At 70.8% G+C, this 21,121-nt stretch carries 19 protein-coding genes; 6 read left to right on the top strand and 13 right to left on the bottom strand.

The window, feature by feature from the left end; genetic code table 11:
• Positions 1-67 precede the first annotated feature (67 nt).
• Positions 68-799: a SanA/YdcF family protein gene (locus OG349_RS25175; RefSeq protein ID WP_442806308.1), complete on the top strand. Its 732-nt coding sequence runs from the start codon at positions 68-70 to the stop codon at positions 797-799.
• A gap of 31 nt (positions 800-830) precedes the next feature.
• On the opposite strand, the gene OG349_RS25170 is transcribed toward OG349_RS25175, so the two are convergent.
• The 3 genes from OG349_RS25170 to OG349_RS25160 all read right to left on the bottom strand — a co-directional run bounded on the left by OG349_RS25170 (position 831) and on the right by OG349_RS25160 (position 3,034).
• Positions 831-1,589 (bottom strand): class I SAM-dependent DNA methyltransferase, encoded by a 759-nt coding sequence (locus tag OG349_RS25170; RefSeq protein WP_327236748.1) that lies wholly within the window; start codon positions 1,587-1,589, stop codon positions 831-833.
• Positions 1,590-1,682: 93 nt separating this feature from the next.
• On the bottom strand, positions 1,683-2,168 hold the full coding sequence (locus OG349_RS25165) for a gamma-glutamylcyclotransferase family protein (RefSeq protein ID WP_327236747.1): 486 nt from the start codon (positions 2,166-2,168) through the stop codon (positions 1,683-1,685).
• Between the two features lie 212 nt (positions 2,169-2,380).
• Positions 2,381-3,034, bottom strand: a complete 654-nt coding sequence (locus OG349_RS25160; RefSeq protein WP_327238715.1) for an NADPH-dependent FMN reductase — start codon at positions 3,032-3,034, stop codon at positions 2,381-2,383.
• Positions 3,035-3,136: 102 nt separating this feature from the next.
• On the opposite strand from OG349_RS25160, the gene OG349_RS25155 reads away from it, so the two are divergent.
• Entirely contained in the window at positions 3,137-3,928 is a 792-nt protein-coding gene (locus tag OG349_RS25155) for an aminotransferase class IV (protein WP_327236746.1), read from the top strand.
• Positions 3,929-3,982: 54 nt separating this feature from the next.
• Here OG349_RS25155 and OG349_RS25150 read toward each other — a convergent pair whose 3' ends face one another.
• Positions 3,983-4,702 carry a hypothetical protein gene (locus OG349_RS25150; protein ID WP_327236745.1) on the bottom strand — a complete coding sequence of 240 codons (720 nt, stop codon included), beginning with the start codon at positions 4,700-4,702 and terminating at the stop codon, positions 3,983-3,985.
• A gap of 252 nt (positions 4,703-4,954) precedes the next feature.
• Here OG349_RS25150 and OG349_RS25145 point away from each other — a divergent pair, with 252 nt between their 5' ends.
• Together OG349_RS25145 and OG349_RS25140 are read left to right on the top strand one after the other, a co-directional pair.
• A complete protein-coding gene (locus OG349_RS25145; protein ID WP_327236744.1) occupies positions 4,955-5,626 on the top strand; it encodes a hypothetical protein in 672 nt (223 codons plus the stop codon).
• A gap of 160 nt (positions 5,627-5,786) precedes the next feature.
• Positions 5,787-6,473, top strand: a complete 687-nt coding sequence (locus OG349_RS25140) for a class F sortase (protein WP_327236743.1) — start codon at positions 5,787-5,789, stop codon at positions 6,471-6,473.
• Positions 6,474-6,509: 36 nt separating this feature from the next.
• Here the strand turns inward: OG349_RS25140 and OG349_RS25135 are convergent, their stop codons facing one another.
• Positions 6,510-7,289, bottom strand: a complete 780-nt coding sequence (locus OG349_RS25135; protein WP_327236742.1) for a sulfite exporter TauE/SafE family protein — start codon at positions 7,287-7,289, stop codon at positions 6,510-6,512.
• Positions 7,290-7,491: 202 nt separating this feature from the next.
• Here OG349_RS25135 and OG349_RS25130 point away from each other — a divergent pair, with 202 nt between their 5' ends.
• On the top strand, positions 7,492-8,646 hold the full coding sequence (locus OG349_RS25130) for an alkaline phosphatase PhoX (protein WP_327236741.1): 1,155 nt from the start codon (positions 7,492-7,494) through the stop codon (positions 8,644-8,646).
• Here OG349_RS25130 and OG349_RS25125 read toward each other — a convergent pair.
• From OG349_RS25125 to OG349_RS25095, 7 genes are all read right to left on the bottom strand, one after another.
• Complete coding sequence (locus tag OG349_RS25125; protein WP_327236740.1) at positions 8,616-9,671, bottom strand: ArsR/SmtB family transcription factor; 1,056 nt, start codon at positions 9,669-9,671, stop codon at positions 8,616-8,618. The two genes, OG349_RS25130 and OG349_RS25125, sit on opposite strands and share 31 nt — an antisense overlap.
• Before the next feature lie 597 nt (positions 9,672-10,268).
• Positions 10,269-12,920: a pyruvate, phosphate dikinase gene (gene ppdK, locus OG349_RS25120; protein WP_327238714.1), complete on the bottom strand. Its 2,652-nt coding sequence runs from the start codon at positions 12,918-12,920 to the stop codon at positions 10,269-10,271.
• 459 nt (positions 12,921-13,379) lie between these two features.
• Positions 13,380-14,126 carry an HAD family hydrolase gene (locus OG349_RS25115; RefSeq protein WP_327236739.1) on the bottom strand — a complete coding sequence of 249 codons (747 nt, stop codon included), beginning with the start codon at positions 14,124-14,126 and terminating at the stop codon, positions 13,380-13,382.
• Positions 14,123-15,238 (bottom strand): ABC transporter ATP-binding protein, encoded by a 1,116-nt coding sequence (locus OG349_RS25110; RefSeq protein ID WP_327236738.1) that lies wholly within the window; start codon positions 15,236-15,238, stop codon positions 14,123-14,125. Before OG349_RS25110 ends, OG349_RS25115 begins: the two co-directional genes overlap by 4 nt.
• A gap of 2 nt (positions 15,239-15,240) precedes the next feature.
• The gene (locus OG349_RS25105) at positions 15,241-16,224 is read right to left on the bottom strand and encodes an ABC transporter permease (protein WP_327236737.1); all 984 of its coding nucleotides are present in this window, start codon (positions 16,222-16,224) and stop codon (positions 15,241-15,243) included.
• Positions 16,212-17,105 carry an ABC transporter permease gene (locus OG349_RS25100; RefSeq protein WP_327236736.1) on the bottom strand — a complete coding sequence of 298 codons (894 nt, stop codon included), beginning with the start codon at positions 17,103-17,105 and terminating at the stop codon, positions 16,212-16,214. Before OG349_RS25100 ends, OG349_RS25105 begins: the two co-directional genes overlap by 13 nt.
• The gene (locus OG349_RS25095; RefSeq protein ID WP_327236735.1) at positions 17,105-18,271 is read right to left on the bottom strand and encodes an ABC transporter substrate-binding protein; all 1,167 of its coding nucleotides are present in this window, start codon (positions 18,269-18,271) and stop codon (positions 17,105-17,107) included. Before OG349_RS25095 ends, OG349_RS25100 begins: the two co-directional genes overlap by 1 nt.
• A gap of 359 nt (positions 18,272-18,630) precedes the next feature.
• Between OG349_RS25095 and OG349_RS25090 the strand changes: the two genes are divergently transcribed.
• Positions 18,631-19,398: a GntR family transcriptional regulator gene (locus OG349_RS25090; RefSeq protein ID WP_327238713.1), complete on the top strand. Its 768-nt coding sequence runs from the start codon at positions 18,631-18,633 to the stop codon at positions 19,396-19,398.
• Here the strand turns inward: OG349_RS25090 and OG349_RS25085 are convergent.
• On the bottom strand, positions 19,385-21,022 hold the full coding sequence (locus OG349_RS25085) for a hypothetical protein (protein WP_327236734.1): 1,638 nt from the start codon (positions 21,020-21,022) through the stop codon (positions 19,385-19,387). The genes OG349_RS25090 and OG349_RS25085 overlap by 14 nt on opposite strands.
• Between the last annotated feature and the right edge of the window lie 99 nt (positions 21,023-21,121).

Raw genomic sequence — 21,121 nt, 5'->3', positions numbered from 1 at the left:
GAAGGGAGGGGAACGCACAGACGAACGACCGCACAGCAGAGCACAGCACGATCCATCAGGGAGACCCATGCCACTGCCGAAGCTGCCACGCCTCCCCCGGCCCCCGCGCCTGGCGCGTCCGGTCACTCTGCCGCGCCTGCCGCGCACCCGGCGTGGCCAACGCCTCGCCGTACAGGCCGTGATGGCGGGGTGTGTGCTCGCGCTGGCACCGGTGACCTGGATGTACACGGCGGCCGACAGCCATGTCCGTACGGTCGCGGACGTCCCGGCCACGGACGTCGCCGTGGTGTTCGGCGCCGGGCTGCGGGAGGGCCGTCCGTCGCCGTATCTCGCGCACCGCCTCGACACGGCGGCCGAGTTGTACCGTACGGGCAAGGTACGGGTCGTGCTGGTCACCGGCGACAACAGCCGGGTGGAGTACGACGAGCCGGACGCGATGCGCACGTACCTGACCGGACACGGCGTGCCGGACGGGCGCATCGTCAGCGACTACGCGGGGTTCGACACCTGGGACTCCTGCGCCCGGGCCAAGAAGATATTCGGGGTCGACCGGGCGGTGCTCGTCACGCAGGGGTTCCATGTCCGGCGGGCCGTGGCCCTCTGCCGTTCCGCCGGGGTCGACTCGTACGGGGTCGGGGTCGACGAGCGGCACGACGTGACCTGGTACTACGGCGGCGTGCGGGAGGTGTTCGCGGCGGGCAAGGCGGCGCTGGACGCGGCGCTGCGGCCGGACCCCCACTTCCTCGGGCCGGCGGAACCGGGAGTGGCCGAGGCCCTGGGGTCGGCGTCGCCGAGGTGAGAGGGGTGAAGTGGGGAGGGGCCAGGTGGGATCAGGTGGGCTTGCGCCACACGGAGATGTGCTTGCCGGAGTCCTGGGTGAACGGTGCCCCGTCCCAGTCCGCGACACGACGCTCCAGTTCGAGCCCGGCGATCCGTGCCATCAGGTCGAGCTCCGCCGGCCAGGCGTACCGGTGGCGGGAGTTGTCGCGGCGGTAGCGGCCGTCGTCACCGTCACCGCCGCCGGAGCCCTCGCGGGAGAAGTGGTGCGAGACAAGGATCTGCTCGACCAGGTCGAAGGTGTCGAAGCCGAGATGCCGCTCGGAGACGTCGAACGGCACCGCGACCTGGCCGGGCGGCAGGAACCGCAGCGGCGGCACCCCCAGCTCGATGACAAATCGGCCGCCGGGCTCCAGATGACGTGCGGCGTTGCGGAAGCACTCGACCTGCTCGTCCTGCGTCAGCAGGTTCGAGATGGTGTTGTAGACGAGGTAGACCAGGGTGAATCCGCCGGGGACAACGGTGGTGGCCATGTCCCCGAGGGTCACCGGAAGCGTGTCCTCGTCGACCTTGCGCCGCAGTACCGCCGCCATGTGCTCGGACAGTTCGATTCCCACGACCGGTACGCCGCGTTCCCGGAGCGGGACACCCACGCGGCCGGTCCCGATCGCGAACTCCAGTGCCCGGCCGTCTCCGGCCAGCTCCGCCAGGAAGGCGACGGTCGGTCCGAGAACGGCGGGCGAGGACGTTTCGGTCTCCCCGGCGTCGTAGCGGTCGGCGGTCTCGCGGCTCCACAGTTCACTACTCGTCACGGGCGATCACTCTGCCGGGTGCCGAGGGGTGCTGTCGACACCATTATCGGCCGCTGCCTTCCACCGGCTCCGATCACACGGGCCGTCGCGCTGTCAGGGCCCGGGCGAGCGGTGGGTGACATGCGCGATCCAGTCGCCTCCCGCGATCGGACGGCCCGCCGCTCTCAGCTCGCGGGCCACGCGCGGCGCGGCGAAGTACACCCAGGCCCGGACCGTGGTCCCGTCCGCGCGCCGCACGTCGCGGGGCACCCGCTCGTACAGGTTGCGGGGATCGCCGGGTGTTACGTACTCCTCCAACTCGTCTAGGACGGAGAGCAGTTCGCGGTACGAGCCCGGCCCCGCGCCCACCTCCGCCCCCGGCAGCGCCGAGACGATCTCGCCGACGACCGTCGCTCCCGGGGCCTCGATCGCGTACGGGTAGCCGGGGCCGTCGTACAGCGCCGCGTTCTCCAGGCGGGCCGGCTCCTCGCCGGTGGTACGGCCCCGAAGGAAGAGTTCGTAGTTGTCCTCGCCCGGCCGCAGGGTGCCGTACACGAAGAAGGGCAGTTCTCCGCCCCGGTGGTGGTCGGGCAGTGACACGGGGGCGGCTCCTTCGAGGCGGGCGAGGGGGACGAGGGGAACGGCCGGACTGTACAGCGAGGCCGGTCGCCCGTACCGACGCACGGACGTACGGACGGTTCTACCGCATCCAGCAGCAACGACAGCGGTGCGTCCTGGTGGACGGCCGTCACGATGCCGCCGACACACGTCAGGGATGCGGCCGGTCGCCGAGAAGGCGGATGCTCTGTATGTCATTTCCCGTACGGGCGGGTGGACTTGGCGTCCCGTAGGGCCAGGCCCCACCAGGCGAGCTGGTCGAGCATCGCGGTGGCGGCCGTCTCGGCGGCGGACGGGTCCTTGTGGTGGCCCTCCTCGTCGAAGTGGGCGCCCGCGTTGTGGAAGGAGACCGTGTCCCGGACGGTCACGGCGTGCATCTCCGCGAAGATCTGGCGCAGTTGCTCGACGGCACGCAGACCGCCGGAGATTCCTCCGTACGAGACGAACCCGACCGGCTTGGCCTGCCATTCGCCGTAGTGCCAGTCGATCAGGGACTTGAGGGCGGCGGGGAAGGAGTGGTTGTACTCGGGGGTGATGACGACAAAGGCGTCGGCGTCGGCCAACCGGGGGCTGACCCTGGCCAGTTGGTCCTGTACGGCCGGACCGGGGCGGAAGGAGAGGGCGGTCGGCAGGTCGATGTCGGCGAGGTCGACCAGGTCGGCGGAGAAGCCGGCGTGCCGGTCGGTCCGGCTCAAGAACCAGTCGGCGACGACCGGGCCGAAGCGGCCTTCACGGGTGCTGCCGAGGATGACGGCGAGCTTCAGAGGGATGGAAGGGGCCGGTTCGGGGGCAGCGGAGGCGGCGGAAGCGGCGGAAGCGGTCGGTTCGGATGTGGTGAGTGGCGCCATGGGCTGTGCCGGGGGCTGTGCTGTGTCGAGGTCCATGCGACCAGCCTCATCCCTGAACCTTGGTTGAGGTCAAGTAGGTCTCGTAGGTCCTACGGTGGGGGCATGACGTTCTCCCCCTCACATCCGCTCATCGAGATCGACGGCCGGCCCGCCACCGACGACGGCCTGCGGTTCCGCGCGCTCGATCACTACGGGCACTTCACCGCCATGCAGGTCAGGGACGGCCGGGTGCGCGGCCTCGCGCTCCATCTGGCCCGGCTGGACTCCGCGACCCGGGAGATGTTCGGCGCGGGTCTGGACGGGGAGCGGGTACGGGCCCTGCTCCGGCACGCCCTCGGTGACGTACGGGACGCCTCGGTCAGGGTCCACGTCCAGTGGCCCGAGGCGGCGGAGGAGGCCACGGTCATGGTGACCGTACGGCCGCCCGCGGACCCGGTCGGCGGGAGCCCGGTGGCCCTGATGTCCGTCCCGTACCTGCGGACCGCCCCCCACCTCAAACACCTCGGTGACTTCGGCCAGGCCCACTACGGCCGTCTCGCGGTACGCGCGGGCTTCGACAGCGCGCTGCTCACCGGGGACGGCGGGGTGGTGGCGGAGGGCGCCGTCGCCAACATCTGCTTCTGGGACGGCACTTCACTCGTCTGGCCGGACGCGCCCGTGCTGACCGGCATCACCATGGCGCTGCTGGATTCCCAACTGCCCGGCTCCGGCGTGCCGTCGGTACGGCGCGAGGTCACTCTCGCCCAACTCCTCAGCTTCCAGGCCGCTTTCGTCACCAACTCCCGTGGCATCGCGCCGGTCTCCCGCATCGACTCGACGGAGTTCCCGGGCGAACCGGGGCTGCTCAAGACGGTGACGGACCTGTACGAAGGGGTGGAGGGGGACCGCCTCTGACCGGCCGAGCGCCGGGCCCCGTTCAAGAGCCGCGCGGCCGAGAGCGCCGCCGGGTCACGACGTGTGCAGCCAGATGCGGAGGGGGCCCAGCGCGTCGAAGCCGGTGGCGAGCGCGGGGGTGAGGTCGTCGTCCTGTTCGTAACCGACCAGGGGCAGGCCCGGGTGGTAGTCGGCGGCCGCCGTGACCACCGAGGACCAGACGCCGGCCACCGCCGCGCTGTCCGCGGCGAAGAGGTTCGAGACGCCGACCACCCCCGCCCCCTCGTTCAGGACCACTCCCCCGGCCAGGTCGTCCCCGTCGCGGAAGGCCAGCACCAGCACGGTCGGATCGTCCAGCAGGGCGGGCCGGAACACGTCCGGGGTGTCCTCACCCCCCGCCCAGGCCGCCTGCCACACACACAGTCGGTCGGCCGTCAGGACCCGTTCGGCGGGCAGGCCGGGCCACTCGGGTACGGGCCGCTCGGCCGGACGGTGGATCCACCGCGCGTCCACGATCCCGGTGAAGCCGTCCGAGGCCAGGTCCAGCGCGGCAAAACTGTCCTTGACCGAACACCCCGGCGATCCCCGGTCGACCGACGGAAGGAAGTCGGCGGGCACCGCGTCGGGACGCAGCGTGACGGCGTCCGGATAGTACGGCGGCGTCCTGCGCGGGCTCCACCACACCCGCTCGCCGAGGGTCCCGGCGATCCCGTGGGACCGGGCGACGGACGCGCACCAGTCGGCGTTGTTCCGGGCGGCGGTGGCGCTGAGCGAGGTCATGTCGGTCGTGTTCATCGAGCACAGCGTGACAGCCTCCGGGGGCCGCCGCACGTGGGTAAGGCCGCGTGGCGTCACCCGTTCGGCGCGGGCGGCCGGCCGGACCGGCGATCCGGCCGCCGCTCCCGTATGACCTGCGACAACACCCTCCCGGGGTGTCCGGCGGCGGTCCGTGTACGGCGAATCTGATCGGCCATCAGCAGGCGTACGCGCCGGGCTGCGCCTTACCTCGGAGAAGAAGACCGTCCCGCGCCGCTCCGGAGGACCGCCATGCGCACCACCGCCCGCCTGCTCACCGGTACCGCGCTGGCGGCCGCCGCGACCGTACTGTCGGCGGGAGGAGCGGCTGCCGCGTTCGCGAGCGGTGGTACGGCTCCGTCCGCGCTCGCCGCGGCCTGCGAGGCCGTGGACACGCGGCTCGGTACGGCGGACACGGACACGGGCGCGGACGACATAGGTACGACCGACGCGGGTACGGCCGATGCGGGTACGGCCGACGCAGGTACGGCCGACGCAGACGCAGCCGAGCCACTCGGTACGTACGGCGTCCCCATGAACTGCGAGAACGGCCCGGCGGCCACCGGGGACACCCTCGCCGACCGGAGCGAGCCGGCCGACCTGGACCTCCAGGAAGAAGACCCGGGCGCGCCCGGCGACCCGTACGCCGACGACCCCACCGGCGCCGACCCGAACGCCCACGACCGGGGCGGCCGGGAGCCGGAATGGGAGCACGGGCGCGACGACCACGGGCGCGACGACCCGGGCCGGGAGGGCCACGAGCCGGACGGCCGGACGCCCCGGGGCCATGTGAACACCGGTGTCGGCGGCAGCGTCGCCCCCGACACCACCCAGATCGCGGTGGGCACGGCCGTTCTGGCCATGGCCGCCGTCGGCGGGGTCACGCTCCTGCGCCGCCGGGCGAGCGGCGCGCAGGGCAGCTGACAGGGCCGGTCTCCACCGCCCCGTACCCCGCCCTCGTCCCCGCCCCCGTCACGCTCATCGCTGACGGGGGCGGGGGCACCTTCATCCGGAACAGCCGAAAGGCGAGCCGGAGCAACCCGAACGACCGGAAGGCGAGCCGGAGGACCGGAGGACCCGCCCCATGAACGCGCAGGTCAAGGGCCAGGCCTGGCTGCTGGTGATCGCCGTCTTCGCCGGGATCTGGCTCATCAGGACCGGATCCGAGCCGGTCACCCCACCCACTCCCCCGCCCTCCGAAGCCTTCGCGGCCGGCCCAGGCCCAGGCCGAGGCCCAGGCCCGGGCTCGTCCCCACCCCCGCACCAGCGCCAGAAGTCACCGGGGCCCCAACACACCACAACAGCAACCCCCCTCCCACCCTCCACCCCCGTACGGCTGCGCATCCCCGCCCTCCGCGTCGACACACCGCTGACCGACCTGGCCCTGACGCCGGACGGCAGCCTGGAGGTCCCGCCCGCCGACAACACGAACCTCGCGGGCTGGTACCGGGACGGACCATCCCCCGGCGCCAAGGGCACGGCGATCGTCGCGGGCCACGTCGACAACGCGCGCGGACCCGCCGTCTTCTACGCCCTGGGCTCGCTCAGGAAGGGCCACCGGATCGAGGTCACCCGGCAGGACGGCCGTACGGCGGAGTTCACGGTCGACGCCGTGGAGGTCTACACGAACGAGGACTTCCCCGACCGCAAGGTGTACGGAGCCGCCGACCGGGCCGAGCTACGGCTGATCACCTGCGGCGGCGGCTTCTCGAAGCGAACGGGCTACCAGGGCAACGTGGTGGCGTACGCCCACCTCACCCACACCCACTGACCTCACCGACCCCCACGAGCAACCCCCGTACCCCCCTCACCCCGTCCACTGATCGAACGCGAGCTTCGCCACCAGCGAGAACACCACCACCAGCAGCACCCCCCGCACGAACTCGCTGCCCTTCCTGAGCGCCATCCGGGCCCCGAACATCCCGCCCGCCAGGTTGAACACCGCCATCAGCCCCGCCAGCTGCCACATCACCGTGCCCTGGTACGCGAACATCGCGAGCGCCCCGGCATTCGTGCACACGTTCACGATCTTCGCGGTCGCCGACGCGGTCACCAGATCCAGGTGGAGGACGGCGGTCAGGGCCAGCACGAGAAACGTTCCCGTACCAGGCCCGAAGAGCCCGTCGTAAAAGCCGATCCCCCCGCCGACCAGCACGATCGCCGTGACGGTACGGCCCCGGGTGACCGGTCCCCCCGCCTCCGCGCGGCCAAAGGAGGGCCGCAGCATCACAAAGGCCGCCACCCCCAGCAGCACCACCATGATCACGGGCCGCAGCACGTCACTGCTGATCCCGGCCGCGAAGAACGCCCCGGTCATCGAGCCCACCAGCGCCGCGCCCCCGATCCTGACAGCGGTCCGCACGTCGACCGGGGCCTTGCGCAGGTACGTCACCGCCGCCCCCGAAGTGCCGACGATCGCGACGGCCTTGTTGGTCCCGAGGATGTGCGCGGCCGGGACGTGCGGCAGCCCGAGCAGCATCGCGGGCAGAAGAAGCAGCCCGCCCCCGCCCACCACGGCGTCGATCCACCCGGCCCCGGCGGCGGCGAGGCAGAGCAGAAGGAGCGTGGTCACGGATATGTCGGGCACGCCCGCGACCTTACGACGCAGGTGAGCGCGCGACACCTCCCGGGTGGGCCCGCCCCGGCCAAAGGCCGGTCGAGCGCCGACCACTGCACCTCAACTCCCGTTCAACACAAGGCCATTCAGAACCCCTAGGATTCGTCGGCGTGCGACCCCGCGTCGCCGGCCGGCGTCGCGGGGCGGTCACGACACCCCCATGGAGCGACCAGTGGAACGTCGCAGTTTCCTGCGCGGAGCCGTCATCGGCACGTCGGCCGCCGCTCTCGGCGGCACCTTGTGGCGCGGCGCCGCCTTTGCCGCGCCCGCCCAGCCGGGCGCCGGGCCCTACGGGGCCCTCGGCGCGGCGGACGGCAACAACATCCGGCTGCCCGCCGGGTTCACCAGCCGCGTGATCGCGCGGTCCGGGCAGCAGGTGTCCGGTACGGCGTACACCTGGCACAACGCGCCCGACGGCGGGGCCTGCTACGCGGACGGCACCGGCTGGATCTATGTCTCGAACTCGGAGATCGATCCGTCGGGCGGCGCGGGCGCGGTCCGCTTCTCCTCGACCGGGGCGATCACCGGCGCGTACCGGATCCTCTCCGGGACGCACCAGAACTGCGCGGGCGGCAAGACCCCGTGGAACACCTGGCTCTCCTGCGAGGAGGTCGACCGCGGGTATGTGTACGAGACCGATCCGTGGGGTGTGAAGGCGGCGGTACGGCGGGACACGATGGGCCGGTTCAAGCACGAGGCCGCCGCCGCCGACCCCGTACGGCGGACGATCTACCTCACCGAGGACACCACCGACGGGTGCTTCTACCGCTTCACGCCCTCGACGTGGGGCGATCTGTCGGCGGGGCGGCTGGAGGTGCTCGTCGCGGGCACGGCCACCAGCGGGCCCGTCACGTGGAAGACCGTTCCCGACCCGAGCGGCGCCACCGCGACCCGTAACCAGGTGTCGGGCGCCAAGCGGTTCAACGGCGGCGAGGGCTGCTACTACGCCAACGACACCTGCTGGTTCACCACCAAGGGCGACAACCGCGTCTGGCAGTACAACGCGGCCGCCTCGACCCTCGAACTCGCCTACGACGACTCGCTCGTGTCCGGTACGGCGCCGCTCACCGGTGTCGACAACGTCACCGGGTCGGCGTCCGGGGACCTGTTCGTGGCGGAGGACGGCGGGAATCTGGAGATCTGCGTGATCACCCCGGACGACGTCGTCGCGCCGTTCCTGCGGGTCGGCGGGCAGTCCGCCTCGGAGATCACCGGGCCCGCCTTCTCCCCCGACGGCAGGCGGCTGTACTTCTCCAGCCAGCGCGGTACGAGCGGGAGTTCGTCCGGCGGCATCACCTACGAGGTGACGGGCCCGTTCCGGGCGTAACACCCGTCGGTGGGGGCGCCGCCCCGCAGGAGGGCGGCGCCCAGGGGGGTCAGCGTGTGCAGTACGGAACTGCCGTGCCGCAGCGTGACGACCAGGCCGGCCTCCCGCAGGACGGAGGCGTGCTGGCTCGCCGAGGCGAGGGACACCGCGGTTCTGCGGGCCAGTTCGCTGGTCGTGCAGCCGTGCTCGATGGCTTCGAGGACGGCGGAGCGGGTGTGGCCGACGAGCCGGCCCAACGAGAGGCGCGCGTCCGGCCGTTCGTGGGGCACCGGTACGTCGGAGTGGGTGACGGGATAGACGAGGACGGGCGGCAGCGCCGGGTTGTGGAGGACCACCGGGGTGCTGCGGCAGAAGAAGGACGGTTGGAGCCTTAACCCCCGGCCGTTCAAGTGCAGTTCGCGGTCGACCGGGTAGTCCGCCTCCAGGACCGGGGCGCGCCAGCGCAGCATCGGCGGGAGGGTGGCGAGCAGTTCGTCCGCGCCCCCGTCGAGCAGGGCCCGGCCGCGCAGCGCGCGGTCCGCGTCGGCCCTGGCCCTGATGTGCGGCCAGTACGGCTCGACGGCGGCCCGGTGGTAGACACGCAGCACCTCCACGAGGCGGGCCAGCGGGGCCGGTTCGCCGTCGGCGAGGTCGGCGAGGCGGGTGGAGTCGGTGAGCCGGGCGGCGTCCTTGCGCGCCGGGCGGGACTTGCGCCCGCCCCGGCCCGAGGCGAGCAGGGCCAGTTCCGCGCGGATGCGCTCGGGGGTGGTCGCGCGCAGGGCCTCCAGGCCGGCGTCGAGCCCGTACCGGCCCTCGGACGGGGTCAGGAAATCGGGGAAATAGCCGCGCTGGGGAACGAGCGCGGAGAGCAGCCGTGTTTCACCATTCAGCCGGCTGCGGGTTTCCGTTCGCCATTCGCCGAAGACGAGCGGGCCGCGCCGATCCCGTATTCGGTGAAAGCTGAGAATCGTTTCCCACAGGGGGTCGGGTCCTCCGGCCATCCGGACCCCGCCGAGATCCTTCCCCGTGAAATGAATACGCAGCACTCAAATCCCACCCGTTCACCGCTGGTTGCATCCGCAATTATCCCCACCACCGAGTATGCACGCCATCACAGGCGGTCACCACGGAGTTTCAGCCACAGTTGAAACCTATCGCGGAGGTACGGTCCCAAGCGAAAAGCTATACCCCGTCGGGCATGAAACCTGAACGAGCGTAAAGCGCAGTGAAGGCCGTGGGGGGCTTTCTGCGCTCGGCGGCGGTCGTTCGCGGTTGCGGCTCCATGTCCGGCCCGGGTAATGGAGCGCGGTCTGTGGGTGGGGATCCGCAGGCCGCGCTCCGCCCGCTGTCAATTTCCATGGTTCCTCGATAATTCTCGGCGCCCGCGAAGAAAGATGACGCGGCCATGACGAGAGTAGGGCGGCCGGACGCCCGGGGGCCGGTGCGCACGACGTACGTGGCGCCGGCGCACGACGAAGGGGCGGGCGTCTCCGCACGGGACGCCCGCCCCTTCTCTGTGCCCCGGAACCGCCCCCCGGGTCGGCGAGGGTGGGTGAACCGAAGGGCGGTTCCGGTGTTCTGGGGTGTGCCAAACGGTGGTTCGGTGGTTCGGAAGGCCCTGGAATATGTCGGAAAGCGGACCGTTACCGGGAGTCACTCCCGGCCGAGGCCGCCGCCGCGCGCCCCGCTTCGAGGCGGGCGACGGGGATCCGGAAAGGCGAGCAGGACACGTAGTCCAGGCCCACCTCGTGGAAGAAGTGCACCGACTCCGGGTCACCGCCGTGCTCGCCGCACACGCCCAGCTTGAGGCCGGGACGTGTGGCGCGCCCCGCCTCGCACGCGCTGCGGACGAGCGCGCCGACGCCGTCCCGGTCGATTGTCTCGAACGGGGAGACCCCGAAGATGCCCTTCTCCAGGTACGCGGTGAAGAAGCTCGCCTCGACGTCGTCACGGGAGAAGCCCCAGACGGTCTGGGTGAGGTCGTTCGTACCGAACGAGAAGAACTCCGCCGCCTCCGCGATCTGACCCGCCGTCAGCGCGGCCCGGGGCAGCTCGATCATCGTGCCCAGCGCCAGGCGCAGTTCGACCCCCGTGGCCCGCTCGACCTCGGCGATGACCAGCAGCGCCTCGTCCCGGACGATCTCCAGCTCCTGGACCGTACCGACGAGCGGGATCATGATCTCGGCGCGCGGGTCGCCCTTGGCGAGGGTCCGGGCGGCCACCGCCTCGGCGATGGCCCGTACCTGCATGGCGAACAGCCCGGGGATGACCAGCCCGAGCCGTACCCCGCGCAGGCCGAGCATCGGGTTCTGCTCGTGGAGCTTGTGGACGGCCTGGAGGAGCCGCAGGTCGTTCTCGTTGTGGTCCTCGCGGGCCTCGGCGAGCGCGACCCGTACCGACAACTCCGTGATGTCCGGCAGGAATTCGTGCAGGGGCGGGTCCAGCAGCCGTACGGTGACGGGCAGTCCGTCCATCGCCTCGAACAGCTCGACGAAGTCCTTCTTCTGGAGGGGCAGCAACGCCCCCAGCGCGTGGTCCCGTTCGTCGTCCGTGTCCGCGAGGATGAGCTTCTCGACCATCGTCCTGCGCTCGCCGAGGAACATGTGTTCCGTACGGCACAGGCCGATCCCCTGGGCGCCGAAGCGGCGGGCGCGCAGGGCGTCCTCGGCGTTGTCCGCGTTGGCGCGCACCCGCAGCCGGCGGCGCCGGTCCGCGTACGCCATCATCCGGTGGACGGCCCCGACCAGTTCGTCGGCCTCGTCGGCGCCCGCGTGCATGCGCCCCTCGAAGTACTCGACCACGGGCGAGGGGACGACGGGCACCTCGCCCCGGTAGACCTTGCCGGTCGAGCCGTCGATGGAGACCACGTCCCCCTCCTCGATGACGATCTGACCGGCCGTCATCCGGCGGCGTTTGGTGTCGACCTCCAACTCCTCCGCGCCGCACACACACGTCTTGCCCATGCCCCGGGCCACCACCGCCGCGTGCGAGGTCTTGCCGCCCCGCGAGGTCAGGATGCCCTCGGCGGCGATCATGCCTTCCAGGTCGTCGGGGTTGGTCTCGCGGCGGATCAGGATGACCTTCTCGCCGGAGCGGGACCACTTGATCGCGGTGTACGAGTCGAAGACGGCCTTGCCGACGGCCGCGCCGGGCGAGGCGGCGATCCCGCGCCCGAGCAGCTCGCCCTTCGAGTCCTCCGCGAAGCGCGGGAACATCAGCTGCGCCAACTGGGCGCCGTTGACACGCTGGAGGGCCTCGGCCTCGTCGATCAGTCCCTGGTCGACCAGTTGGGTGGCGATCCGGAAGGCGGCGCCCGCTGTGCGCTTGCCGACGCGGGTCTGGAGCATCCACAACTGCCCGCGTTCGATGGTGAATTCGATGTCGCACAGATCCCGGTAGTGCGTCTCCAGGGTCTCCATGATCGCCATCAGCCGGTCGTACGACTTCTTGTCGAGGGTCTCCAGCTCGGCGAGGGGCACGGTGTTGCGGATGCCCGCGACGACGTCCTCACCCTGCGCGTTCTGGAGGTAGTCGCCGTACACCCCCTGGTGTCCGCTGGCGGGGTCCCGGGTGAAGGCCACGCCCGTACCCGAGTCGGGGCCGAGGTTGCCGAAGACCATCGAGCAGATGGTGACGGCGGTGCCGAGGTCGCCGGGGATGCGCTCCTGGCGGCGGTAGAGCTTGGCGCGGCCGGTGTTCCAGGAGTCGAAGACCGAGCGGATCGCGAGGTCCAGCTGCTCGCGGGGCTCCTGCGGGAAGTCCCGTCCCGCCTCGCGGGAGACGATCTTCTTGAACTGCTTGACCAGCTTCTTGAGGTCCCCGGCGTCCAGATCCACGTCGGTGGCGGCCTTCTTGGCGTGTTTGATCTCTTCGAGCGCCTCCTCGAAGAGGTGCCCGTCGACGCCGAGCACGGTGGCGCCGAACATCTGGATCAGGCGGCGGTACGAGTCCCACGCGAAGCGTTCGTCCCCGGACTGGGTGGCGAGCCCCGCGACCGAGTGGTCGGAGAGCCCGACGTTCAGAACGGTGTCCATCATGCCGGGCATGGAGAACTTGGCGCCGGAGCGTACGGAGACGAGCAGCGGGTCGTCGGACTGGCCGAGCTTCTTGGCCATCCGCCGCTCCAGGGCGTCGAGATGGGCGCTGACCTCGTCGCGCAGGGCGGCCGGTTCCGTACCGCTGTCGAGGTAGACGTTGCACGCGTCCGTGGTGATGGTGAAGCCCGGAGGGACGGGCAGCCCGAGGTTGGTCATCTCGGCGAGGTTGGCACCTTTGCCACCGAGGAGACCCTTCATGTCCTTGTTGCCCTCGGTGAAGTCGTAGACGTACTTCTCCGTCTTTTCGGTCTTCTCCGTGCGCTCGCCCCGCTCGGGGTGGGCTTCGTGGTCTTCGTTTTCCGACACGGGTCTCGACTCCTCGACGACGCGGTGGCTGCCCTGACGTGGAGGGAACATACCCAGATCGAAGGTGTGGGGGTACGTCCACCTGACCGTCGTACGGCCTTAACCACCCGTCCGCCAGCAGATCGAAAGCGAACTACGGAACGCGCCCCCGTCCGCGCCCCTTCACAGTCCGAAGCGGGCATGACCTGCCCATGACCTATTACGCTCATGCGAGCGTGACTCGGATCGTTTGAGTTCGAGAAGTGAACGAGAAAAGGGTGGCACGGCGTGCCACCCTTTCGGAAGTACAGCCACCCGCGGCGATCTTGATTTCGCTCTTCTGAGCGAGTGCCGCATCAAACGTGGCAAGAATCACTCTGCCGCAGGGCCGTGAGGACCGCCGTCGGGAGCGTTTCCGGCCGCGCAGGCGCGCAGCACCCCCAGATCCACGTCCTCCAGGCTCCGTGCGAAGTACCGCCGGTCCGCCGGGGGCACCGGCAGCATCGACGGCACCACCAGGACCGCGCACCCGGCCGCCTGGGCCGAGGCGCTGCCGTCGGGCGAGTCCTCCACGGCCACACACGCCCCGGTGGGCACACCGAGGCGGTCGGCCGCCTCCTGGTACGGGTCGGGGTGCGGCTTGGTCCGTACGGTGTCGTCGGCCGACAGCGTGAAGGCGAAGCGCACCTCGGCCAGGGCCCCGGCGACCACGGAGTCCACGACGGCCCGGGGCGACGCGCTCACCAGGGCGAACGGCACACCGGCGCGCTCCAGCTCGGCCAGCAGCCGCTGGGCGCCGGGGCGCAGCGGGGCGCCCTTCTCGACGCGCCGGAAGAAGGACCCGGCCAGCTCGTCCGCGACGCGCCCGGCGTGGCCGGTGCCCGCCACCCGTACGAGATGGGCGGCGGTGTCCTGGACGGCCCGCCCCACGACCTCGGGCGCGTCGGCGTCACCGAGCCGGTGGCCGAGCCCGGAGGCGACCTCGTCGGCCGTCTCCCACCAGAGCACCTCGGTGTCGACGAGGGTGCCGTCCATGTCGAAGAGGACGGCGGCGGGTGAGGGGACGGGCGACGGGGCCGCCGGGGGAACGGCGGGTGGTGGTGGGGCCGGCGTGTTCACGCCGCCTTCCCGGCGGACGGGGTGGCGGCTGCCACGACCAGCACCGGCCGGTCGGCCGGGCGGACGGACGCCCGTACCCCGGGCACCAGCTCGCCCGCGTCACGCGATGCCACGTCGGCCTTGACCGTGCCCCCGCCGGGCAGGTCGAGCAGGACCCGGGTCACCGAGCCGAAGAAGGACGCGGAGACGACCGTGGCGGTGCCGTCCGGGTCCGGCGTCGCCGTGACGTTCTCGGGACGGAGCAGGACCTCCACCTCGCGCCCGGCCGGGATCTCGCCGTCCACGGGCAGGACACTGCCCGCGACCTCGACCCGGCCCCCGTCGGTGAGCCGTCCGGGCAGCCGGTTCATGGTGCCGACGAACTCCGCGACAAACGCCGTCGCGGGCCGCTCGTACAGCTCCGAGGGCGCCGCGCACTGCTCCAGCTTCCCCGCGTTGAGCACGGCCACCCGGTCGGCCATGGACAGCGCCTCCTCCTGGTCGTGCGTGACGAAGATGGTGGTGATGCCCAGCGACAGCTGGAGCCGGCGGATCTCCTCGCGCAGCGAGAGGCGGACCTTCGCGTCGAGCGCCGACAGCGGCTCGTCCAGCAGCAGGACACGCGGCCGCAGGGCCAGCGCGCGGGCGAGCGCCACGCGCTGCTGCTGACCGCCGGACATCTGGTGCGGGAAGCGGCCGGCGTGGGTGGGCAGGCCGACCAGTTCGAGGAGTTCGTCCGCGCGCTGGTGGCGCTCGGCGGTCGACACCTTCCGTACCCGCAGGCCGAAGGCCACGTTGTCGCGGGCGTTGAGATGCGGGAAGAGGCTGTACGACTGGAACACCATGCCCGCGTCACGGCGGTTGGCCGGCACCCCGGTGATGTCCTTCCCGTCCACGAGCACTTCGCCCGCGTCGGGGTGTTCGAAGCCGGCGAGGACGCGCAGGGCGGTGGTCTTGCCGCAGCCCGACGGGCCCAGCAGGGCGAGGAGTTCGCCCGGCCTGGCCGTCAGGTCGAGGCCGTCGAGGGCGACGGTGGGGCCGAACTCCCGGCGCAGGCCCCGGAATTCGACCAGGGCGCCGGGAGCGCCCGGCTCCCCGGGCCGCTCGGCGGTCGCGGTGGACGTGGAAGACATGGCTACTCCTTGGCGGCGGACGAGGCGGACGGGGCAGTGGGCGAGCTGCTGGTCCCGGGTGCGGAGCCGCCGGCGGGCGCGGACCCCGCGGCGGCGGCACCGGCGCCGGCCCCCGAGCGGGACCCCACACGGGACAGCACCAGCAGCAGGAGCCAGGTGATCAGCAGGCTGAGCAGGGACACCGCGACCGAAGTCTGCGCCTCGGAGCCGGAGATCGAGACGATCCACACCGCGAAGGGCCGGAATCCGAGCAGCGCGGCGATGGTGTACTCGCCGAGCACCAGCGCGAGGGTCAGGAAGGACGCGCTGGCGAGCGCGGAGCGCAGGTTGGGCAGGATGACGCGCAGGACGGTGTACGGGACGCGCGCCCCGCAGTTGCGGGCGGCCTCCACGAGCGTCGTGACGTTGATCGCGCTCAGCCCGGCGTCCAGCGAACGGTAGACGAACGGCAGCGCCAGCACGGTGTACGCGAACACCAGCACCAGCGGGAACGACTCGTCCTGGACGGCGATGAACGTCTGGTAGAGCGGGGTGGTGGACAGGTGGTCCGGGCCCCAGCGCAGTACGGTCGTGATCCCGCTGACCAGCGCGATCGGCGGCACCACCAGGGGCAGCATGCAGACGACCTCGACGACGGACCGCAGCCGGGGCGCGCCGAGCCGTACCGCGATCAGCGCCGGCACGGTCAGCAGCAGGACGAGCGCGATGGTCGCGGCTGCCAGGCCCAGGGAGAGGAACAGGCTCTGGGTGAAGCCGTCGGCGGACAGGATGCCGGTGTACGCGTCGAACGAGACGCCCTGTCCGGGGGTGTGGACGGTGAAGACGAACGAGGCCAGCAGCGGGACGACGAAGTAGACGCCCGCCAGGGCCAGGACCACACCGCGCCAGATACGGCGGCGGGGGCGCCGGGCCCGTACCGTACCGCCCCCGTCCGACGGCGTGTCGTCGCGCGGGGCGGCGGTCGCGGTGGGGGTCAGTGCAGCCATCGGGTGCTCCGTCGCTGGAGGGGCAGATAGACCGCCATGACCAGTCCGGCGATCACGATCATGTCGAGGCTCAGCGCGAGCGCCACGTTCTCCTGACCGACCTGGACGTTGCCGGACAGCGCGTCCGCGATCTTGAGGGTGACGAGCGGGACGGAGCCGCCGACCAGCGCGGCGGCGGTGGCGTACGCGGCGAAGGCGCTGCCGAAGAGCAGCACGAATCCGCCGAGCAGGGTGGGCGCGAGGACGGGCAGGCCGACGTGGCGCCAGAACTGCCCGTCGGTGGCGCCGGCGTTCTGCGCGGCCTCGCGCCACTGCGGGCGCAGCCCGTCCAGCGCGGGGACGCTGATCAGGACCATCAGCGGGACGAGGAAGTAGAGGTAGATCACGGACAGGCCGGTGAAGGAGTAGAGGTTCCAGCCGAGCGAGTCGAGGTGCACGAGCTGGGTGACCACACCGGAGATGCCGAGGGTGGCGACGAAGGCGAAGGCGAGCGGGATGCCGCCGAAGTTGGCGAGCACCCCGGACGCGGTGAGGACGGACTCCCGCAGCGCGCCGCCGCGCGAGGTGACGACGGCCTGGGCGATCAGCATGCCGAGGACGGTGCCGACGAGGGCGGTGAGGGCGGACAACTCCACGCTTCCGGCAAGGGAGTTGAGGTAGGGCCCTTGGAGGGTCGTGGTGATGTTCTCGCCGGTCAGCGAGGTGGCCCGGCCCGGCTCCTTATGGGTGACGGCCCCGTACAGCAGGGCGCCGACGGGAAGTCCGAAGCACAGTCCGGCGAAGACGAGCAGCGGCAGCGTACCGAGCCAGGCGCGCGGCGCCCGCCGCCGACGGCGTGTGCCGTCGGCGGCGCCCGGTGCGGGCAGGGTCTGGGTGGGCATCAGGAGACGGCCTTGTCCCAGTTCTTGGCGAGGACGGCCTTGACGGCGTCGAGGTCGGCGGACTTGGGGAACGTCGGCGTGCCGGCGACCTGGGGGAGGTTGGCGACGAGGGTCTTGTCGACCGTGCCGTCGGCGGTCATCGAGGGCAGCAGGACCGGCCGGGCGAAGCCCTTGAGCCACAGGTTCTGGCCCTCGGCGCTGTACAGGTACTCCATCCACAGGCGGGCGGCGGCGGGGTGCGGCGCGTCCTTGTTGATGGCCTGGGAGTAGTACTGGGCGTAGACGCCGTCCGTGGGGACGGAGACCTTCCAGTCGAGGCCCTTGGACTTGAACTCGCCCGCGTAACTGGCGTTCAGGTAGTCCCAGTCGATGGAGATGGGCGTCTCGCCCTTCTCGACCGTGGCCGGGGTGGACTCGACGGGGATGAAGTTGCCGTTCTTCTTCAGCTTGCCGAAGAAGTCGATGCCGGGCTGGATGTCCGTGAAGGAGCCACCGTTGGCGAGGGCGGCCGCGTACACGCCCCCGAAGGCCGAGCCGGACTTGTTCGGGTTGCCGTTGAGGGCGACCTTGCCCTTGTACTCGGGCTTGAGGAGGTCGGCGAAGGTCGTGGGGCAGACCTTGATGCGCGAGGCGTCGCAGCCGATGGAGATGTAGCCGCCGTAGTCGTTGTACCAGCGGGCCTGCGCGTCCTTCTGCTCGGCCGGGATCTTGTCGTACGAAGCGACCTTGTACGGCGCGAAGAGGCCTTCGGCGGCGCCGCTCTGGTTGAACGGGACACCGAGGTCGACGACGTCGGGGGCGCGGTCCTGGCCCTTGCGGGACTTGACGGCGTTGATCTCGTCGGCGCTGGCGGCGTCCGGGGTCTCGTTCTTGATCTTGATCTTGTACTTGGCCTCGAAGGCCTTGATGATCTCGCCGTAGTTCGCCCAGTCCGGCGGGAGCGCGATCGTGTTGAGCGTCCCCTCCTTCTCGGCGGCGGCGACCAGGTCGTCCATGCTGCCGAAGTCGGCCACGGAGGTGGCGGCCCCGGCCTTGACGCCGCCGGCCGTGGTGGCGTCGGCGGTGTCGGACTTGGCGCCACAGGCGGTGAGGGCGGTGAGCGCGGCGGTACTGAGCGCCACGGCGGCTATCAGCCTGCCGTGGGGACGGACGCGGAGTCGGGTCACGCTGGGTCTCCCGGGGAGCGAGGGTGGGTCTCACTTGTTCATACAAGCTGGCATCAGTTCGCACGGTTCAGGTGTCGCGTGAGTGAACGTCCGGTGTCTGCGGCCACACGACCCGAGGAAGACACAAATACCCATAACGACCTGATCACGGCCGCGAGGGAGGAACTTTTCGGGATCTTACGAGCCATCTCCTCCCTGGACACGCAGGTTTCACGTGCGGTTAGAGTGAAGAGCGGGTGCGCGACGGGTGGGCGCATCTGCGCACAGTTCATGAAGCCCGGTTCATGGAGCCCAGCCCACTGAGCACAGCTCATCGGGTACGGCTCACCGAGTACAGCTCATCGACCGAGGGGGCAGGCGTGCCGAGTTCGCGCTATCTGGAGATCGCGGAGGCGCTGAGGCAGGCGATCCTGGCGGGTGAGCATCCGGTGGGGGCGCGGCTGCCGTCGGAGAGCGACCTGGCGGCCCGCTGGTCGGTCTCGCGCGGCACGGTACGGCAGGCGGTGGGCCTGCTCGCCTCGGAGGGCCTCATCGGCTCCCGGCAGGGGGCGAGACGCGTCGTACTGCGGCAGGAACTGCGGCACAGCTTCCAGCAGTTGAACAGCTTCGCGCAGTGGGCCCACGCGATGGGCCGCGAACCGTCGAGCCTGATCCTCAGCCGCGTCACCCGCCCCGCGAACCCGGAAGAGGCGTCCCGGCTCGGGACGACGGCGGGGGCCGAAGTCCTGTACGTGCTCCGCCTGCGGCGCCTGGACGGCGAACCGGTCCTGGTGGAGCGGACGGCGTACACGGACTGGGTGGCCCCCGCCGTACGGGAGTTGCCCGACGACTGCGTCTCGATCATGAACAGCATCGCGGAGAACGCGGGCATCGTGGCGCACTACGGCGAGCACCTGATAGACGCGGTGGCAGCAGGCAGCGAGGACGCCCGCCTCCTCCACGTCCGCCGCGGCAGCCCCCTCCTGCGCCAGCGCTACCTGACCTACACGGCGGCGGGCCGCACGATCGAATGGACGGACGACCGCTACCGCGCGGGCACGGTGGCCTTCAGCGTCTCCAACTCGGCGGCAGCGGCCCCGCTGGCCCGGACGGCGGGGCCGGACATGCCGTTGGCTACAGAGTCCTGACCTGCGGCGAGTTGCCGCCGGTTGTCACGGAGATGACTCCGTCGACCTGGAGGTCGCCGTGGACGCTCAGTCCCTTGGACGCCTTGCTGATCCAGACGGAGCCTGTCTTGCTGTAGGTGACCGCCAGGCCGTCGGCGAACGTCACCCATTTCTTGAAGTCGTTGATCCCCTCGAAGACGATCCGGTCGGGAAGAGTGAGGAACAGCGACTGGCCTTCGTGGCTCAGCTTCATCCCTCCCTCCACGATGAAGTGCCCCCGCACCTTTCCCTCGCCGGTGATCAGGTCGTCCAGATCGGCCTTGCCGGCCTTGAGGGTGCCCCATTCGTTCTGCCCGTCCGCGAATACCCGTACCCCGGACTTCGGGAAGTCGATCCAGCCGTCGCCGGTGTCGCGCCCCTGCACCCACTTGGTGTTGACGCCGTTCACGTCGGCCTTGTCGGCGTGGACGTTCCCCCATTCCCGCCCCGACCCGTGGAAGACATTGAGCCCGGTGTCCGGGAACTCGATCCACCCGTCGTTGGTGTCACGCCCCTGCACCCACTTCGTATTGACACCGTTCACGTCCGCCTTGTCGGCATGGACAGTCCCCCACTCCCGCCCCTGCCCGTGGAAGACGTCGAGCCCGGTGTCGGGGAACTCGATCCGACCGTCGTTGGTGTCACGCCCCTGCACCCACTTGGTGTTGACGCCATTCACGTCGGCCTTGTCGGCGTGGATCGTCCCCCACCCTCCGCTGCCGTTACGGATCTCCGCGCCGTCGGCGGAGAAGGTGACGCGGCCCTGGTTGACCGTCCCCTCGACCCACGGCGTACGGGTCCCGCTCCCGAACTCGGGGACGAGTGCGTGGACGGTGGTGGTGAGGAAGTACCCCTGCTCCGGCTGTCCCGTGCCCCGCACCCCCGCCACCAGGGTGTACGTGGTACCTCGCTTCGGCGGGACGATGGGCGACCACATGTAGGGCTGTTGCCTCACCGGAGATCCCTGGGCCGCCGCCGTCGCGACCACCGTCTCGTTTCCTTCCGGATCACGGATCCAGTAATCGAGGTTGTCGGGCCCGTCCCACTTCAGAACGACACTCCCACCGGCATCCACATCCACCAACGAATTCTTCTCCGGACGGAAGTTGCGCGGAATCCTCGGGGCGGCCTGCTTCACCAATCCGAGCGTGGTGGTGAAATGATCCCGCCGCATCGGTACGTTGTCGTCACCGCCACCGGACTTCTCCAGTATGCGCAGCCGGATCAGCCCCGCCGTACCGGAAACCGGTATGCCGTCCAGCTTCAGGATCAACGACTGGTCGTAAGGCAGGGTTAATCTGCCGCCCCCTTGGGGGTGATGGGCCCGAAAGCGCCCGAGGCCGGCGTTCCAGCTGAAATCGGGTGCCGGCTCAAGCCATGCCGTGTAGTCCAGGTCGGCACTCGCGCTGATCACCGTGGGATCGTCCGTCAGGTCGGACGGACCGGTGCCGACCGGTATCTCCACATCGATGTATTCCCACCTCACATCGGACTGGTGGGTGTTGGAGACGATGACGTACACCGTCCCCACGGACGGCGCCCCGGGCTGCGAGGCGGGTAGCGAGGTCGGATCGGTGACGACGGCGTAGTGCAACAAGGACGGCACGGACAGGACTCCCTTGTTCGGCGTTCGGTGACGGTCCCGGGTCGGAAGCCGACAGACCCGGCAACAGCACTGTCCCGCCCACCGCCCACCGAATCGCCT

It is taken from the genome of Streptomyces sp. NBC_01317, assembly GCF_035961655.1.
In the GTDB taxonomy this organism is placed as follows: Bacteria; Actinomycetota; Actinomycetes; order Streptomycetales; family Streptomycetaceae; genus Streptomyces.
This window is presented reverse-complemented; position numbering and strand designations above follow the sequence as displayed.

What these genes read in the sequence shown, in the direction of transcription:
- OG349_RS25175 (WP_442806308.1), top strand. Translation starts at nt 68, where the DNA reads ATGCCACTGCCGAAGCTGCCACGCCTCCCCCGGCCCCCGCGCCTGGCG.
- OG349_RS25160 (WP_327238715.1), bottom strand. Translation starts at nt 3,034, where the DNA reads ATGGCGCCACTCACCACATCCGAACCGACCGCTTCCGCCGCTTCCGCC.
- OG349_RS25155 (WP_327236746.1), top strand. Translation starts at nt 3,137, where the DNA reads ATGACGTTCTCCCCCTCACATCCGCTCATCGAGATCGACGGCCGGCCC.
- OG349_RS25150 (WP_327236745.1), bottom strand. Translation starts at nt 4,702, where the DNA reads ATGAACACGACCGACATGACCTCGCTCAGCGCCACCGCCGCCCGGAAC.
- OG349_RS25145 (WP_327236744.1), top strand. Translation starts at nt 4,955, where the DNA reads ATGCGCACCACCGCCCGCCTGCTCACCGGTACCGCGCTGGCGGCCGCC.
- OG349_RS25140 (WP_327236743.1), top strand. Translation starts at nt 5,787, where the DNA reads ATGAACGCGCAGGTCAAGGGCCAGGCCTGGCTGCTGGTGATCGCCGTC.
- ppdK (WP_327238714.1), bottom strand. Translation starts at nt 12,920, where the DNA reads ATGAAGGGTCTCCTCGGTGGCAAAGGTGCCAACCTCGCCGAGATGACC.
- OG349_RS25110 (WP_327236738.1), bottom strand. Translation starts at nt 15,238, where the DNA reads ATGTCTTCCACGTCCACCGCGACCGCCGAGCGGCCCGGGGAGCCGGGC.
- OG349_RS25105 (WP_327236737.1), bottom strand. Translation starts at nt 16,224, where the DNA reads ATGGCTGCACTGACCCCCACCGCGACCGCCGCCCCGCGCGACGACACG.
- OG349_RS25100 (WP_327236736.1), bottom strand. Translation starts at nt 17,105, where the DNA reads ATGCCCACCCAGACCCTGCCCGCACCGGGCGCCGCCGACGGCACACGC.